Annotated in this window: 18 protein-coding genes; 17 read left to right on the forward strand and 1 reads right to left on the reverse strand. The window is 70.8% G+C overall.

All coding sequences use genetic code 11. From position 1 onward, the window contains the following. Nucleotides 1-16 precede the first annotated feature (16 nt). From JDV09_RS23450 to JDV09_RS23500, 11 genes are all read left to right on the forward strand, one after another. On the forward strand, nucleotides 17-1357 hold the full coding sequence (locus JDV09_RS23450) for a glutamyl-tRNA reductase (protein WP_221371542.1): 1341 nt from the start codon (nucleotides 17-19) through the stop codon (nucleotides 1355-1357). Between the two features lie 25 nt (nucleotides 1358-1382). After that, entirely contained in the window at nucleotides 1383-2318 is a 936-nt protein-coding gene (gene hemC / locus JDV09_RS23455) for a hydroxymethylbilane synthase (RefSeq protein WP_221371543.1), read from the forward strand. Continuing rightward, nucleotides 2315-4036 carry a bifunctional uroporphyrinogen-III C-methyltransferase/uroporphyrinogen-III synthase gene (locus tag JDV09_RS23460; protein ID WP_304620686.1) on the forward strand — a complete coding sequence of 574 codons (1722 nt, stop codon included), beginning with the start codon at nucleotides 2315-2317 and terminating at the stop codon, nucleotides 4034-4036. The genes hemC and JDV09_RS23460 overlap by 4 nt, the downstream gene beginning before the upstream one ends. An 87-nt stretch (nucleotides 4037-4123) precedes the next feature. Then, nucleotides 4124-5104, forward strand: a complete 981-nt coding sequence (gene hemB / locus JDV09_RS23465) for a porphobilinogen synthase (RefSeq protein WP_221371545.1) — start codon at nucleotides 4124-4126, stop codon at nucleotides 5102-5104. After that, complete coding sequence (locus JDV09_RS23470) at nucleotides 5101-5514, forward strand: hypothetical protein (protein WP_221371546.1); 414 nt, start codon at nucleotides 5101-5103, stop codon at nucleotides 5512-5514. Before hemB ends, JDV09_RS23470 begins: the two co-directional genes overlap by 4 nt. Before the next feature lie 20 nt (nucleotides 5515-5534). Continuing rightward, the gene (locus JDV09_RS23475; protein ID WP_221371547.1) at nucleotides 5535-5987 is read left to right on the forward strand and encodes a hypothetical protein; all 453 of its coding nucleotides are present in this window, start codon (nucleotides 5535-5537) and stop codon (nucleotides 5985-5987) included. Next, a complete protein-coding gene (mce1N, locus tag JDV09_RS23480) occupies nucleotides 5984-6484 on the forward strand; it encodes a transport-regulating membrane protein Mce1N (RefSeq protein ID WP_221371548.1) in 501 nt (166 codons plus the stop codon). The genes JDV09_RS23475 and mce1N overlap by 4 nt, the downstream gene beginning before the upstream one ends. Beyond that, nucleotides 6481-6801 (forward strand): hypothetical protein, encoded by a 321-nt coding sequence (locus JDV09_RS23485; RefSeq protein ID WP_372453019.1) that lies wholly within the window; start codon nucleotides 6481-6483, stop codon nucleotides 6799-6801. The genes mce1N and JDV09_RS23485 overlap by 4 nt, the downstream gene beginning before the upstream one ends. 87 nt (nucleotides 6802-6888) lie before the next feature. After that, nucleotides 6889-7782 (forward strand): oxygenase MpaB family protein, encoded by an 894-nt coding sequence (locus tag JDV09_RS23490; RefSeq protein WP_221371549.1) that lies wholly within the window; start codon nucleotides 6889-6891, stop codon nucleotides 7780-7782. Beyond that, nucleotides 7782-8381, forward strand: a complete 600-nt coding sequence (locus JDV09_RS23495; protein WP_221371550.1) for a TetR/AcrR family transcriptional regulator — start codon at nucleotides 7782-7784, stop codon at nucleotides 8379-8381. The genes JDV09_RS23490 and JDV09_RS23495 overlap by 1 nt, the downstream gene beginning before the upstream one ends. Nucleotides 8382-8597: 216 nt before the next feature. After that, nucleotides 8598-9041 (forward strand): pyridoxamine 5'-phosphate oxidase family protein, encoded by a 444-nt coding sequence (locus JDV09_RS23500; protein WP_221371559.1) that lies wholly within the window; start codon nucleotides 8598-8600, stop codon nucleotides 9039-9041. 21 nt (nucleotides 9042-9062) lie between these two features. Here JDV09_RS23500 and JDV09_RS23505 read toward each other — a convergent pair whose 3' ends face one another. Continuing rightward, on the reverse strand, nucleotides 9063-9443 hold the full coding sequence (locus JDV09_RS23505) for a nitroreductase family deazaflavin-dependent oxidoreductase (RefSeq protein ID WP_221371551.1): 381 nt from the start codon (nucleotides 9441-9443) through the stop codon (nucleotides 9063-9065). A gap of 22 nt (nucleotides 9444-9465) precedes the next feature. On the opposite strand from JDV09_RS23505, the gene JDV09_RS23510 reads away from it, so the two are divergent. The 6 genes from JDV09_RS23510 to JDV09_RS23535 all read left to right on the forward strand — a co-directional run bounded on the left by JDV09_RS23510 (nucleotide 9466) and on the right by JDV09_RS23535 (nucleotide 14958). Continuing rightward, entirely contained in the window at nucleotides 9466-9846 is a 381-nt protein-coding gene (locus JDV09_RS23510; protein ID WP_221371560.1) for a nitroreductase/quinone reductase family protein, read from the forward strand. A gap of 142 nt (nucleotides 9847-9988) precedes the next feature. Further along, entirely contained in the window at nucleotides 9989-11287 is a 1299-nt protein-coding gene (gene hemL, locus JDV09_RS23515; protein WP_221371552.1) for a glutamate-1-semialdehyde 2,1-aminomutase, read from the forward strand. Then, the gene (locus JDV09_RS23520) at nucleotides 11284-11910 is read left to right on the forward strand and encodes a histidine phosphatase family protein (RefSeq protein WP_221371553.1); all 627 of its coding nucleotides are present in this window, start codon (nucleotides 11284-11286) and stop codon (nucleotides 11908-11910) included. Before hemL ends, JDV09_RS23520 begins: the two co-directional genes overlap by 4 nt. Before the next feature lie 53 nt (nucleotides 11911-11963). Then, on the forward strand, nucleotides 11964-12521 hold the full coding sequence (locus JDV09_RS23525; RefSeq protein WP_221371561.1) for a TlpA disulfide reductase family protein: 558 nt from the start codon (nucleotides 11964-11966) through the stop codon (nucleotides 12519-12521). Beyond that, on the forward strand, nucleotides 12518-13309 hold the full coding sequence (locus JDV09_RS23530) for a cytochrome c biogenesis CcdA family protein (RefSeq protein WP_221371554.1): 792 nt from the start codon (nucleotides 12518-12520) through the stop codon (nucleotides 13307-13309). Before JDV09_RS23525 ends, JDV09_RS23530 begins: the two co-directional genes overlap by 4 nt. Then, the gene (locus JDV09_RS23535) at nucleotides 13309-14958 is read left to right on the forward strand and encodes a cytochrome c biogenesis protein ResB (protein WP_221371555.1); all 1650 of its coding nucleotides are present in this window, start codon (nucleotides 13309-13311) and stop codon (nucleotides 14956-14958) included. Before JDV09_RS23530 ends, JDV09_RS23535 begins: the two co-directional genes overlap by 1 nt. Nucleotides 14959-15020: the final 62 nt, after the last annotated feature.

Consider the following 15020-nt stretch of genomic DNA (forward strand, 5'->3'; position numbering starts at 1 on the left):
GCGTGGTGACGGAGCCATGAGCGTCCTGCTTTTCGGGGTTTCGCACCGCAGCGCGCCGGTTTCCGTGCTCGAGCAGCTCAGCACCGACGAATCCGACCAGGCCAAGATCGTCGACGAGATCTTGCAGTCTTCGCTGGTCACCGAGGCCATGGTGCTGTCGACCTGCAACCGCGTCGAGGTCTACGCCGTCGTCGAGGCCTTCCACGGCGGGCTCTCGGTTATCGGGCAGGTGCTCTCCGAGCACTCCGGCATGTCGCTTCAGGACCTCACCAAGTACGCCTACGTGCGTTACGCCGAGGCCGCGGTCGAGCACCTCTTCGCCGTCGCCAGCGGACTGGATTCCGCGGTGATCGGCGAACAGCAGGTGCTGGGGCAGGTGCGCCGGGCGTATGCGACCGCGGAGGCCAACCACACCGTCGGGCGCATCCTGCACGAGCTGTCGCAGCGGGCGCTGTCGGTCGGCAAGCGGGTGCACTCCGAGACCGGCATCGACGGCGCGGGTGCCTCGGTGGTGTCGGTGGCGCTGGACATGGCCGAGAACCGGCTGGGCTCGCTGGCCGGCCGGTCGGCCGTGGTGATCGGTGCCGGCTCTATGGGCGCCCTGACCGCCAAGCAGCTGCTGCGGGTCGGTGTCGAGCGCATCCACGTGGTGAACCGCACCCTGCCCCGCGCCAAGCAACTCGCCGAGAACATCCGCGGCCACGGCATCGCGGCCGAGGCGTTCCCGTTCGATCACCTGCCGCCGCTGCTGACCGACGCCGACGTCGTCGTCAGCTGCACCGGCGCGGTGCGACCGGTGGTGTCGCTGGCCGACGTGCACCGCGGGCTCGCGCACGGCCAGGAGAAGAACCTGGTGATCTGCGACCTCGGCATGCCGCGCGACGTCGACTCCACGGTGGCCGGGCTGCCCGGTGTGCACGTCATCGACATGGAGCGCATCCAGCGCGAGCCGTCGGCGCGCGCGGCCTCCTCCGACGCCGACGCGGCGCGTGCGATCGTCGCCGCCGAGGTCGCCCGATACCTGGCCGGACAGCGGATGGCCGAGGTCACCCCGACCGTCACCGCGCTGCGCCGGCGCGCGGCCGACGTGGTGGAGGCCGAACTGCTGCGGCTGGACAACCGGCTGCCGGAACTGGATGCCGCGCACCGCGACGAGGTGGCCAACACCGTGCGCCGGGTGGTCGACAAGCTGCTGCACGCGCCCACGGTGCGGGTCAAGCAGCTGGCCAGCGCCCCTGGCGGCGACAGCTACGCCGAGGCCCTGAGGGAACTGTTCGAGCTCGACCAGCACGCGGTGGACGCCGTCGCGGCCGGCGAACTGCCGCTGGTCGCAACCGATCTCGATACCACCGAGTGACGCTCACCACGCCGAAAGTCAGCACGTGATCCGTATAGGCACCCGGGGCAGCCTGCTGGCCACCACCCAGTCCGGCGTCATCCGGGACGCGCTGGCCGCCGCCGGACAGGACGCCGAGCTGGTCATCGTCTCGACCGCGGGGGACCGTTCGTCGGCACCGATCGCCGACATCGGGGTCGGCGTGTTCACCGCCGCGCTGCGCGAGGCCATCGCCGACGGCTCGGTCGACATGGCCGTGCACTCGTACAAGGACCTGCCCACCGCGGCCGACCCCCGCTTCGTCATCGCCGCGATCCCGGCGCGGGAGGACCCCCGGGACGCGCTGGTGGCCCGCGACGGACTGGTGCTCGGGGAGTTGCCCGCCGGTTCGGTGATCGGGACGTCCTCCCCGCGGCGGGCAGCACAGCTTAGAGCACTGGGTCTCGGTTTGGAAATCCGCCCCCTAAGAGGCAACCTAGACACCAGGTTGAACAGGGTAAGCAGCGGTGATCTCGATGCCGTCGTCGTGGCCCGGGCGGGTTTGGCCCGCATCGGTCGTCTCGACGCTGTCACCGAGGCGCTGGAACCGGTACAGATGTTGCCGGCGCCGGCGCAGGGGGCGTTGGCAGTCGAGTGCCGTGCCGGTGACACCGGGCTCGCGGAGTTGTTGGCGGAGTTGGACGACGCCGACACCCGGGCCGCGGTCATCGCCGAGCGAGCCCTGCTGGCCGAACTGGAGGCGGGGTGTTCCGCACCGGTGGGCGCGATTGCCGAGGTGGTCGAGTCGATCGATGAGGACGGCCGCGTCTTCGAGGAGCTGTCGCTGCGCGGCTGCGTGGCGACGCTGGACGGATCCGACGTGATCCGCGCGTCCGGTATCGGAACACCCGAGCGGGCACGGGAGCTGGGGCTCTCGGTGGCCGCGGAGCTGTTCGAGCTGGGCGCGCGCGATCTGCTGGACGAACGCGGGAGAGATAGATGACTCGCCAGATGAGCATGCGAGGGCGCAAGGTCAAGCCAGGCCGCATCACGTTCGTCGGCTCGGGGCCCGGGGATCCGGGCCTGCTGACGACACGTGCCCGCACCGTGCTGGCCAATGCCGCGCTGGTGTTCACCGATCCCGACGTGCCCGAAGCGGTGCTGGCCCTGGTGGGGTCCGAGCTGCCGCCGCCGTCGGGGCCGTTGCCGGATGTCGCGGCCCAGAAGCCGGATGTCGCGGCCCGGACGCCTGAATCCGTGGACCAGACGGCCGGCGACGCCGACGACGTGAAGCAGGCCGATCCGGTCATCCCCGGTGGTCCCGATGTGCGTCCCGCACTGGGTGATCCCACCGAGGTGGCCAAGACGCTGGCCGCCGAGGCCAAGGCCGGTGCGGACGTGGTGCGCCTGGTCGCCGGTGATCCGCTGTCGGTCGACTCGGTGATCACCGAGGTCAACGCGCTGGCCAAGACGCAGTTGCCCTTCGAGGTGGTGCCCGGCCTGCCCGGTACCACCGCGGTGCCCACCTACGCCGGGTTGCCGCTGGGGTCGGCGCACACCGTCGCCGACGTCCGCGATCCCGATGTGGACTGGGCCGCGCTGGCCGCCGCGCCCGGGCCGCTGATCCTGCACGCCACCGCGTCGCACCTGCCCGAGGCGGCCCGCACCCTGATCGAGTACGGCCTGGCCGACACCACGCCCACCGTCGTGACCGCCAACGGCACCACCTGTCAGCAGCGTTCGATCGAGACCACGCTGGCCGGTCTGCTGGACAAGGCCACCCTGGCGGGCGCGGGCGCCGACGCACTGGCCGCCGGCGCGGTGGCCGGGCCGCTGGTCGTGACGATCGGCAGGACGGTCGCCAACCGCGCCAAGCTGAACTGGTGGGAGAGCCGCGCGCTGTACGGCTGGACGGTGCTGGTGCCCCGCACCAAGGACCAGGCCGGCGAGATGAGTGACCGGCTGGTCGGCCACGGCGCGCTGCCCGTCGAGGTGCCGACCATCGCGGTCGAGCCGCCGCGCAGCCCGGCCCAGATGGAAAGGGCCGTGAAGGGTTTGGTCGACGGCCGCTTCCAGTGGGTGGTGTTCACCTCCACCAACGCGGTCCGTGCGGTGTGGGAGAAGTTCAACGAGTTCGGGTTGGACGCCCGGGCGTTCTCCGGTGTGAAGATCGCCTGCGTGGGGCAGGCCACCGCGGACCGGGTGCGGGCGTTCGGCATCAACCCCGAGCTGGTGCCGACCGGTGAGCAGAGCTCGCTGGGTCTGCTCGACGAGTTCCCGCCCTACGACGACGTTTTCGATCCGGTCAACCGGGTGCTGCTGCCGCGCGCCGACATCGCCACCGAGACGCTGGCCGAGGGGCTGCGCGAACGTGGCTGGGAGATCGAGGACGTCACGGCCTACCGCACGGTGCGTGCGGCACCGCCGCCGGCGACCACCCGCGAGATGATCAAGACCGGCGGGTTCGACGCGGTGTGCTTCACGTCGAGCTCGACGGTGCGCAACCTGGTCGGGATTGCGGGCAAGCCGCACGCCCGCACGATCGTGGCGTGCATCGGACCCAAGACCGCCGAGACCGCAGCGGAATTCGGCCTGCGGGTCGACGTGCAGCCCGAGGTGGCCGCGGTCGGTCCGCTGGTGGAGGCGCTGGCCGAGCACGCCGCCCGGCTGCGTGCCGAGGGCGCGCTACCCCCGCCGCGGAAGAAGAGCCGCCGCCGCTGAGGAACTCGCCGAAATGGCATTCCAGCAGGATCGCACTCGAACTTCTGCTGCCGGAATGCCGTTTCGCGGACAAGGAGAGGTGCGCTAGTGGCCTACCCCCGCCACCGTCCGCGGCGGCTGCGCTCGACACCGGCGATGCGCCGGCTGGTCGCCCAGACCTCGCTCGAGGCGCGGCATCTGGTGTTGCCGATGTTCGTCGCCGACGGGATATCGGAGCCGCGCCCGATCGCGTCGATGCCCGGTGTCTACCAGCACACCCGCGAGTCGCTGCGCCGGGCCGCCGCCGAGGCGGTCGCCGCCGGCGTCGGTGCCCTGATGCTGTTCGGGGTCCCACGTGACGAGGACAAGGACGTCCACGGATCGGCCGGGACCGACCCCGACGGCATCCTCAACGTCGCGCTGTGCGATCTCGCCGCCGACCTCGGCGACGACACCGTGTTGATGGCCGACACCTGCCTGGACGAGTTCACCGACCACGGCCACTGCGGGGTGCTGGACGGGGCGGGCCGTGTCGACAACGACGCGACGAACCTCCGGTACGTCGAACTCGCTGTCGCACAGGCGGGTTCAGGTGCGCATGTGGTTGGGCCGAGCGGCATGATGGACGGCCAGGTGGCCGCGATCCGGGATGGTCTGGACGCCGCGGGGTTCACCGACACCGCGATTCTGGCCTACTCCGCGAAATTCGCGTCGGGGTTCTACGGGCCGTTCCGGGAGGCGGTGGCCTCCAGTCTCGACGGTGACCGGCGCACCTATCAGCAGGAACCGGGCAACGCCCGCGAGGCGGTCCACGAGATCGAGCTCGACATCGCCGAAGGCGCCGACATCGTGATGGTCAAGCCCGCGATGGCCTATCTCGACGTGGTGCGCGCCGCCGCCGACGTCGCACCGGTGCCGGTGGCCGCCTATCAGGTCTCCGGCGAGTACGCGATGATCTGCGCAGCCGCCGCCAACGGCTGGATCGATCTGCGCACGGTGGCGCTGGAGACCCTGACCGGTATCCGGCGTGCCGGCGCCGACATCGTGCTGACGTACTGGGCCGTCGACGCGGCCCGCTGGCTGTCGTGACCCACCCGGACCAGGCCCCGGTCCGGCCGGTCGACGTCGATACCGGGTTCTGGCTGTGGGTGACGGCGCTGCCGCTGATGGTGGCCGGTTATCTCGTCGACCTGTGGACCGGGCAACCGCGCCCGGCCGGCCTGCTGCTCGTGGTCTCGGTGGTGTTCATCGCGATCGTCGTCGCGGTGGTGGTGACGTTTCTGATCCTGATGCGCCAGGGCTACCGCTGGACGCGCACCGTGCTGACCGGCGGTGCGATCGCCTCGATGGTGTACTCGGTGATGAATCTGTTCACCGGCGAACGTCAGGACCTGGCGGCGATGGCCTACGCCGCGACGGTGATCGTCGGGGCGGTGCTCATCGCGGGCGGGGTGTACCTGCTGCACCGCAAGGACGCCCACGAATTCTTCACCCGCTGATTCGCTAGGCTGACCCGACCATGACCGCCTCATCGTCCACGCCGCCGGACCGGCCCCGCGTGGTCAACATCGCCTTCTGGTGCTTCGTCGGCGGGGCGGTGATCATGATGGCCGGCGGTCTGATGTCGGCCAGCACCAGCTACGAGTACGCGCGGGCGGCGATCCCCGCCACCGTCGGCGACGACGAGGTGCGCAGCTACCTGACGGTCTACCGTGGCAGCGGCATCGTCGCCGCGATCGCGGCGGCCGGGCTGGCCTTCCTGGCCGGGCGCGCCCGGCGCGGCGATGCCCGGTTCCGGCGCGCCGCCGTGGCGCTGGCGGCCGCGATCGTAGTGCTCATCGGGCTGCTCGCGCTGCTGGTCGGGGTGGCCAACCCGGTGATGCTGTTGTCCCTGCTGCCGATGCTGGCCGGCGTGATCCTGATGATGCGGCCGGCGGCCCGGGACTGGTACGCCGGTCAGGGCGCGTCATGACCGAGGCGCACCCCGCCGAGTCGGCTGCCGAGGTGCTGTTCCACGAGCAGGGCGCCAGCTGGTGGTGGGTGTCGGGAGGTCCGCTGTCGGGCATCGCGATGGCCCTGATCCAGGTGTCGGCGGGGTACGGCATCCAGTGGGTGGTGCCGGGCGTGTTCTTCGTGCTGGTGACGGTGTTCCTCGCGATCCAGGTCAAGGCGGCCCGCATCCACACCTCGGTCGAGCTGACCACCCAGCGGCTGCGCCAGGGCACCGAGATCACCAGCACCGACGACATCGTGCGGGTCTATCCGGAGGCCACCGGCAAGGAGGCGCCGAAGTGGCAGTCTGCGCGGGCACTCGGCGAGCTGACCGGGGTGCCGCGCGGCCGCACCGGTATCGGTCTGCGGCTGACCAACGACCGCACCGCGCAGGCCTGGGCGCGCAAGCACCAGCAGTTGCGCGCCGCGCTGACCAACCTGCTGGAGGAGCGGATCCCGCCGGAGCCGAAACCGTGAGCCGGCCGGCCCGTAAGGTGGCGATCGTCGGGCTGGCAGCGGCGGTGCTGGCCGCCGCCGGGTGTGTGCTCAGCTGGCTGGCCGCGGGCTCGCAGGTCGTCGTGGCACCGGTGCTGGACGGCGAGCCGTCGACGATGTCGATGCAGTATTCCGCGCCGCTGCTGATGCTGTCTCTGGTGTTGGCCACCGTCGCCGGGGTGCTGCTGGTGCTGGCGGTCAGCGGCCTGCGCCGCTCCCGACGCGCCGTCGCGCACGCGGGGCGCCTCCCGCACGCGAACCGGGGGCGCCTCCCGCTTGCGGGGGAACATTCCTCGTAGCACGCGGCTGTGTGGTGACTACCGTCACGGCCTACTCGCTCAACAGGCGTCTTGGTACAAAGTGCAAAATCTGTAACACTGTTCCCCATGACTGAGTTGGTGCAGCAGCCCGAGCAGGTTGACAACACCCCGGACGCCCTGCCGCTGGGGCCGCAGTCGCTGGTCTGGCGGTGGTTCGGCGACAACCGGATGTACCTGATCGGCCCGCGCCCCGCGGTGCTGCAGAACATGCTCGCCGAGCTCGGCCAGGGGGTCTACGACCACTCGACGTTCTTCGCCGACACCGCCGAGCGGCTCCGGCGCACCATCCCACCGATCTTCAACACGGTCTACGGCTCCGAGGACGACCCTTCTGGTTCGGCGGCCGGAACCCAGGTGCGCGACTTCCACCACCACGTGAAGGGCGACCTGCCGGCCGTCGGCGGTGCAGAGCCGCGTCGCTACCACGCGCTGGACCCGGACACCTACTTCTGGGCACACGCCACGTTCGTCGAGCAGATCCTCTACTTCGCGGACACCTTCGTGAAGCGGCTGACCGACGCCGAGCGCGAGCAGGTCTACCTCGAGTCCAAGACCTGGTACCGCCGCTACGGCGTCAGCGAGCGCCCGATGCCCGCCACCTACGCCGAGTTCGAGCAGTACTGGGACCACATGATGAACGACGTCCTGGTCGCCCATCCCAGCGCCAGGTACGGGGTCGGCTACGTCACCAAGGGCTTCCCGAAACCGAAGGCCGTGCATCCGCTGGCGTGGCGACTGGTGGCGCCGGTGTTCAACCCGGCCGCGGCGTTCCTGACCACCGGCGGCCTGCCGCCCCGGGCGCGCACCCTGCTCGGGCTGCCCTGGACGGACCGGCAGGAGCGCCGCTACCAGCGCTTCGCCGCATTCTGGCGGTCACGCCCGGTGAACTGGGTCTGGGACCACCTGCCGCTGCGGCTGCGCTACAGCGGCTACGCCGTCCAGGGCTTCACCCGCGGCTGATGCGGCCGACGACGGGTGACTCGGCGACCGAGCGCATCCTCGACGCCGCGGTCGTCGAGTTCGAGCGGCACGGCTTCCGCCGGGTCGCCCTCGACGACGTCGCGCGTCGGGCCGGGGTCAGCCGGACGACGATCTACCGCCGCTTCGCCAACAAGGACGAACTGGTCGGTGCGGTCATCGAGCGGGAGAACGTCCGGCTGTTCGCCGACATCGCGGCCGAGCTGAAGAACGCCGGTCCGCAGTCGAACATCTACGTCGAGGCGTTCACGCTGTCGATCCTGAAGTTCCGCAGGCACCGGGTGCTCGACCAGATGATCACCGACGAACCGGGCCTGGTCCTGGAACTGGCGGGCCGTCACCACCGGGCCGCGATCCGGCGGATGGCGGAGGCACTGCGGATCATCTTCCCGCCCGGCTTCGCCGAGCGGATCGGACCCGAGGCCGTCGACGACCTCGCCGACTGCATCCTGCGCTATGCCGCGATGGTGCTGCTGTTGCCCAGCGCCCAGCCGTTGGACACCGCCGACGACATCCGGGCGTTCGCCCGCACCCATTTCCTGCCCAGCCTGCCCGCCGCGCTGCGTAGCGTCCCGGCCTGAGCACGCGTTTCGCGGATCACACTGTCGGGCAGCGGTGCGGCATGGGACCCGAAGGGCAGCGGAGGACCGCCCCGGCAGTGACGGGACCGGCTCCGGGACGGGGCTCGACGATCGGCCCGGCGACGACGGGAAGCCCGAATACGGCAACGATCGCGCCTAGACTCCGAAGGCGTGACCACGACGACGTTGGACACCATCGCGCCGGCCTTCGTCGGCATGGCGCACTCGATCGTGTGGGCGTCGGTGGCCACCGTCGACGCCGACGGCAAACCTCGCTCGCGGATCCTGCACCCCATCTGGGAGTGGGACGGCACCGACCTGCTGGGCTGGGTCGCTACCGCACCGACACCCCTGAAACGCGCCCACCTGGCCGTGCACCCCGACGTATCGGTGAGCTACTGGACCACCAACCAGGACACCTGCGCCGCGGACTGCCTGGTGGAGTGGTACACCGACGACGAAACCCGCACGGCGGTGTGGCAGAAGTTCGAAACCGGTCCCGCGCCGGTGGGTTATGACCCCGCCATCATCCCGCAGTGGCGCGACGGGCCGACGTCCGCGGCGTTCGCGGTGCTGCGCTTGACGCCCTATCGACTGCGGGTGATGCCGGGCACGGTCCTGACCGAGGGCCGCGGTGAGGTGCTGCGCTGGCACGCGTGATCACGACGACGGGGCGGCGGGTCACGTTCGTTGCAACAGCACGGCGTAGTCGAACGGCAACCGTGCGAACACCGGCCGCATCACGCCGGTCACCGACGGAGCCGCCTCGTCGCGGGTCATCATCTGCGGGTCGGTGACCGCGAACGTCCTGCCGTGCCTGCGCATGGTGCCGCCCCCGGCCGCGGTGAGGTTCTTCAGCCAGTCCCGGTCCGGGCCGTAGGTGAGTAGGATCGCCACCCCGTCGCGGGTGCTGAACACGGTCAGTGGCGTCCGGTAGGGCTTGCCGGACTTGCGGCCGACGTGCTCGAGGATGCCCATGGCCGGCAGCCATCCGGCCCACAGGCGCTGAATCGGGTTGGTGACGTGGCGATTGAAGCGCGCCAGCCATTGCGGCAGCTGCATGGAAACCATCAAACTCGCAGGCGTGGCCTACCTCAAGCCCCCATGGTTCACCGCGCGCATCTTCAACCCGGTCGCCATGTGGTTCGGGGTGGGCGAGACGCTCACCGTCACCCGGCGCAACAGCGGGCGCCCGCAGCAGATCCCGGTCGTCGTCCCCGAGGTCGAGGGTGTGCGCTATCTGGTGTCCACCCGCGGCGAGTCTGACTGGGTGCGCAACGTGCGCGCCGAGCCGTGCGTCACCCTCGGTGACACCGCCTACCTGGCCACCGAGATCCCGGTGGAGCGGCGTGCGCCGATCCTGGCCGTCTACCGGCCATTGGCAGGCAGGGTGGTGGACGGTTACTGGCGCCAACTGCCCGATGACGCGGATCACCCGGTGTTCGTGCTGACCCCGGCACCCTGATCCGCCCGTCCCTGCGGCGAACTGGCATTCCAGCAGGTCGCCACTCGAACTTTCGCTGCCGGAATGCCATTTCGGCGGAGATCCGCGCACCCCACTACACCCTGTAGTGGAGCAGTTGGCGGAGGCTGGGACACTGGTCGGCATGAGCAGTACCGACCTGTCCGCGAAGCTGTTCGCCGACGCGTGCGCCGTCATCCCCGGCGGGGTCAACTCGCCGGTGCGCGCCTTCTCCTCGGTGGGTGGCACCCCCCGGTTCATCACATCGGCCAAGGGCTGCTGGCTCACCGACGCCGACGACAATCGCTACGTCGACCTGGTGTGTTCCTGGGGCCCGATGATCCTCGGCCACGCCCACCCGGCCGTCGTCGACGCCGTGCAGACGGCCGTGACCGGCGGGTTGTCCTTCGGCGCGCCGACCCCGTCGGAGTCCGAGCTGGCCCGCGAGATCGTCGACCGGGTCGCCCCGGTGGAACTGCTGCGGTTGGTGAACTCGGGCACCGAGGCCACCATGAGCGCGATCCGGCTGGCCCGTGGGTTCACCGGACGGGCGAAGATCGTCAAGTTCTCCGGCTGCTACCACGGCCACAGCGACGCGCTGCTGGCCGACGCCGGATCGGGTGTCGCCACCCTGGGGTTGCCGTCGTCACCGGGTGTGACGGGTGCCGCGGCCGCCGACACCATCGTGCTGCCCTACAACAGCGTGGCCGCCGTGGCCGACGTCTTCGCCCGCCTCGGCGACGAGATCGCCTGCGTGATCACCGAGGCCAGCCCGGGCAACATGGGCACGGTGCCGCCGCTGCCCGGTTTCAACGCCGAGCTGCGGCGCATCACCGCCGAGCACGGCGCGCTGCTGATCGTCGACGAGGTGATGACGGGCTTCCGGGTCAGCCGGTCGGGCTGGTACGGCCTCGATCCGGTCGACGCCGACCTGTTCACGTTCGGCAAGGTCATGAGCGGCGGGCTGCCGGCCGCCGCATTCGGCGGGCGCTCCGAGGTGATGAGCCGGCTGGCCCCGCTCGGGCCGGTGTACCAGGCCGGCACGCTGTCCGGGAACCCGGTCGCGATGGCCGCCGGGCTGGCCACGCTGCGGGCCGCCGACGACTCCGTCTATGCCACCCTGGACGCCAACGCCGACCGGCTGACCGGAATGATCGGTGAGGCGTTGACAAAAGCCAATGTGGCACATCAGATTTCGCGGGCCGGGAACATGTTCAGCGTGTTCTTCTCCGACGATCCGGTGACCGACTTCGCCTCGGCGCGGGCCACGGACACCTGGCGGTTCCCGGCGTTCTTCCACGGCCTGCTCGACGCGGGCGTGTACCCGCCGCCGAGCGCCTACGAAGCCTGGTTCGTCTCGACGGCACTCGACGACGAGGCCTTCGAGCGCATCGATTCGGCCCTGCCGCGCGCGGCGCACGCGGCCGCGGTGGCCACGGCATGACCGGCGCTCCCGACCAGGCCCAGAAGACGGTGGTGCACGTGATGCGCCACGGTGAGGTGCACAACCCGGAGAAGATCCTCTACGGCCGGCTGCCCGACTACCACCTCTCCGACCGGGGCCGGGCGCAGGCGCAGGCGGTGGCCGATTGGCTGGCCGCGCGCGACATCACCCACGTGGTCGCCTCGCCGCTGGACCGCGCCCAGGAGACCGCGGCGCCGATCGCCGCGCGGCACGGGCTGACGGTCGCCACCGACGACGAACTGATCGAGTCGGAGAACGTCTTCCAGGGACAGAAGGTCTCACCCGGTGACGGCGCGCTGCGCGATCCGCGCAACTGGTGGCACCTGCGCAATCCGCGGGTCCCGTCGTGGGGCGAGCCGTACTCGCACGTCGCGGCCCGGATGCGGCGCGCGCTGCTGCGCGCCCGCGCCGCCGGGGCCGGCCACGAGGCGGTCTGCGTCAGCCACCAGCTGCCGGTCGAGACGCTGCGCCGGTCGATGACCGACCGGCCGCTGCACCACTTCCCGACCAAGCGGATGTGCAACCTGGCGTCGGTGACGTCGTTCTATTTCCACGACGAGGAGTTCGTGGGCTGGGGGTATGCGGAGTTGGCCGGGCAGTGACACGGTGGGCGGCCCGGTTGCGCACACTGTCGGCGGCGTGCGTGTCAGCGGTCATGGCGGCGGCGCTGGTGGCCGGATGCGCCACCGGTGACGACGCCGTCGCGCAGGGCGGCACGTTCGAGTTCGTCGCACCCGGGGGCAAGACCGACATCTTCTACGACCCGCCCGACAGCCGCGGCAGGCCCGGCCCGCTGTCCGGTCCCGACCTGATGGACACCGACCGGACGATCTCGCTGGACGACTTCGCCGGCGACGTGGTGGTGATCAATGTCTGGGGGCAGTGGTGCGGGCCGTGCCGCACCGAGATCGGCCGCCTGCAGCAGGTCTATCAGGCCACCCGCGACCGGGGGGTGGCGTTCCTCGGAATCGATGTGCGGGACAACAACATCGACGCCCCCCGCGACTTCGTCATCGACCGCGGGGTGACCTTCCCGTCGATCTACGACCCGTCGATGCGCACGATGATCGCCTTCGGCGGGCGCTACCCGACCACCGTGATCCCGTCCACCGTGGTGCTCGACCGCCGGCACCGGGTGGCGGCGGTGTTCCTGCGGGAACTGCTCGCCGAGGATCTGCAGCCGGTCGTCGAACGGCTGGCAGCCGAGAAATGACCCCCGACCAGCTCGACCACCTGACCACCGGCGGCCCGTTGCTGCTGGCGGCGGCGGTCAGCGTGCTGGCCGGGATGGTCTCGTTCGCGTCGCCGTGCGTGGTCCCGCTGGTCCCCGGCTACCTGTCCTATCTGGCCGCGGTGGTCGGCGTCGACACCCCCGTCGGTGGAGCGGCGCCGAGCCCGGTGGCGGTGCGCGGGGCCCGGCTGCGGGTGGCCGGCGCGGCGGCGCTGTTCGTGGCCGGCTTCACCACGGTGTTCGTCCTCGGCACCGTGGCGGTGCTGGGCATGACGACGACGCTGATCTCCAATCAGCTGCTGCTGCAGCGGGTCGGCGGGGTGATCACGATCTTCATGGGGCTGGTGTTCATCGGGCTGGTGCCCGTGCTGCAGCGCGACACCCGGTTCGCCCCGCGCCAGATCTCCACGCTGGGCGGCGCCCCGCTGCTGGGGGCGGTGTTCGCGCTGGGCTGGACGCCGTGCCTGGGGCCGACGCTGACGGGGGTCATCGCGGTCGCGTCGGCGACCGAGGGTGGCAATGTGGCGCGCGGCGTGGTGCTGGTGCTGGCCTACTGCCTCGGTCTGGGCATTCCGTTCGTGCTGTTGGCGTTCGGGTCGGCGCGGGCGGTGTCCGGGCTGGGCTGGCTGCGCCGGCACACCCGGGCGATCCAGATCTTCGGCGGGGTGCTGCTGATCCTGGTGGGTGCCGCGCTGGTGACCGGGCTGTGGAACGACTTCGTGTCCTGGGTGCGCGACGCGTTCGTCTCCGACGTGAGGCTGCCGATCTGATGGCGTCCCTGCTCGCGCTGGTGCGCAACACCTGGCGCACCCTCACGTCGATGGGCACCGCGCTGGTGCTGCTGTTCCTGCTGGCGCTGGCCGCGATCCCCGGCGCCCTGCTGCCGCAGCGCAGCCTCAACGAGGCCAAGGTCGGTGAGTACATCGCCGAGCACCCGACGATCGGGCCGTGGCTGGACCGGCTGCAGGCCTTCGACGTGTTCTCCAGCGTGTGGTTCACCGCGATCTACGTCCTGCTGTTCGTCTCGCTGGTGGGCTGCCTGACCCCGCGACTGGCCGAGCACATCCGCAGCCTGCGCGCCACCCCGGTCCCGGCGCCGCGCAATCTGGGCCGGCTGCCCAAGCACGCCGACGCCGAGGTCCGCGGCGACGTGCCCGCCGTCGCCGCGGCCGCCGACGCCGGGTTGGGGGGCTGGCGCCGGGTCACCCGCTGGGACGGCGAGGTCGCCGAGGTCGCCGAGATTTCAGCCGAGAAGGGCTATCTGCGCGAGTTCGGCAACATCGTGTTCCATTTCTCACTCCTCGGCCTGCTGGTCGCGATCGCCGCGGGCAAGTTGTTCGGCTACGAGGGCAACGTCATCGTCGTCGCCGACGGAGGGCCGGGGTTCTGCTCGGCCTCGCCCGCCGCGTTCGACTCGTTCCGGGCCGGCAACACCGTCGACGGAACGTCGCTGCACCCGATGTGTGTGCGGGTCAACGACTTCGCGGCCGACTATCTGCCGAACGGTCAGGCGGTGTCGTTCCGGGCCGACATCGACTACCAGGCGGGCGACGATCTGGCCGCCGGCACCTGGCAGCCCTACCTGCTGAAGGTCAACGAGCCGTTGCGCGTCGGCGGTGACCGGGTCTATCTGCAGGGCCACGGCTACGCACCGACGTTCACCGTGACGTTCCCGGACGGGCAGACCCGCACCCAGACCGTGCAGTGGCGTCCCGAAGACCAGTTCACCTTCCTGTCCTCGGGGGCGATGCGGTTCGACCCGCCGGGCGGGACCTATCCCGACGAGCGGGAGCGCCGTGAGAACCAGATCGCGATCCAGGGGCTGTTCGCCCCGACCGAGCAGCTGGACGGCACCCTGTTGTCCTCGCGCTTCCCCGCGCTGCAGGATCCGGCGGTGGCCGTCGACATCTATCAGGGCGACACCGGCCTGGACAGCGGGCGCCCGCAGTCGCTGTTCAGCCTGGACCCGCGGATGATCGATCAGGGCCGGCTGACCAAGGTGGCCCGGGTCAACCTCAAGGCGGGCCAGGACACCCGGCTGCCGGACGGCACCGTCGTGCGATTCGACGGCGCGACCCCGTTCGTCAACCTGCAGGTGTCCCACGATCCGGCCCAGGTCTGGGTGCTGGTGTTCGCGATGGCGATGATGGCCGGCCTGCTGGTGTCGCTGATCGTGCGGCGCCGACGCGTCTGGCTGCGACTCGCGCCGGGCGCTGCGGGTACGGTGAACGTCGAGCTCGGCGGGCTGGCCCGCACCGACAACTCCGGATGGGGCGACGAGTTCGAGAAGCTGACCGCGCGGTTGCTCGCCGGTTCGCCCACCGAAGCCACCGAGCCGGGTAGGACAGAGGCCACCGAGCCGGGTAGGACAGAGGCCACCGAGCCGGGTAGGACAGAGAAGGAAGCGGATCGCGCATGAGCACGACCATCGACATCGGGCTGGCCCGCTACTCGGACTGGGCGTTCACGTCCTCGGTGCTG

Source organism: Mycolicibacterium xanthum (assembly GCF_019710635.1).
GTDB lineage: Bacteria > Actinomycetota > Actinomycetes > Mycobacteriales > Mycobacteriaceae > Mycobacterium > Mycobacterium xanthum.

Excerpts from the sequence above, each read along its gene's own strand:
- JDV09_RS23450 (WP_221371542.1), top strand. The coding sequence starts at position 17 with ATGAGCGTCCTGCTTTTCGGGGTTTCGCACCGCAGCGCGCCGGTTTCC.
- JDV09_RS23460 (WP_304620686.1), top strand. The coding sequence starts at position 2,315 with ATGACTCGCCAGATGAGCATGCGAGGGCGCAAGGTCAAGCCAGGCCGC.
- JDV09_RS23475 (WP_221371547.1), top strand. The coding sequence starts at position 5,535 with ATGACCGCCTCATCGTCCACGCCGCCGGACCGGCCCCGCGTGGTCAAC.
- mce1N (WP_221371548.1), top strand. The coding sequence starts at position 5,984 with ATGACCGAGGCGCACCCCGCCGAGTCGGCTGCCGAGGTGCTGTTCCAC.
- JDV09_RS23490 (WP_221371549.1), top strand. The coding sequence starts at position 6,889 with ATGACTGAGTTGGTGCAGCAGCCCGAGCAGGTTGACAACACCCCGGAC.
- JDV09_RS23495 (WP_221371550.1), top strand. The coding sequence starts at position 7,782 with ATGCGGCCGACGACGGGTGACTCGGCGACCGAGCGCATCCTCGACGCC.
- JDV09_RS23500 (WP_221371559.1), top strand. The coding sequence starts at position 8,598 with ATGGCGCACTCGATCGTGTGGGCGTCGGTGGCCACCGTCGACGCCGAC.
- JDV09_RS23505 (WP_221371551.1), bottom strand. The coding sequence starts at position 9,443 with ATGCAGCTGCCGCAATGGCTGGCGCGCTTCAATCGCCACGTCACCAAC.
- hemL (WP_221371552.1), top strand. The coding sequence starts at position 9,989 with ATGAGCAGTACCGACCTGTCCGCGAAGCTGTTCGCCGACGCGTGCGCC.
- JDV09_RS23520 (WP_221371553.1), top strand. The coding sequence starts at position 11,284 with ATGACCGGCGCTCCCGACCAGGCCCAGAAGACGGTGGTGCACGTGATG.
- JDV09_RS23525 (WP_221371561.1), top strand. The coding sequence starts at position 11,964 with ATGGCGGCGGCGCTGGTGGCCGGATGCGCCACCGGTGACGACGCCGTC.
- JDV09_RS23530 (WP_221371554.1), top strand. The coding sequence starts at position 12,518 with ATGACCCCCGACCAGCTCGACCACCTGACCACCGGCGGCCCGTTGCTG.
- JDV09_RS23535 (WP_221371555.1), top strand. The coding sequence starts at position 13,309 with ATGGCGTCCCTGCTCGCGCTGGTGCGCAACACCTGGCGCACCCTCACG.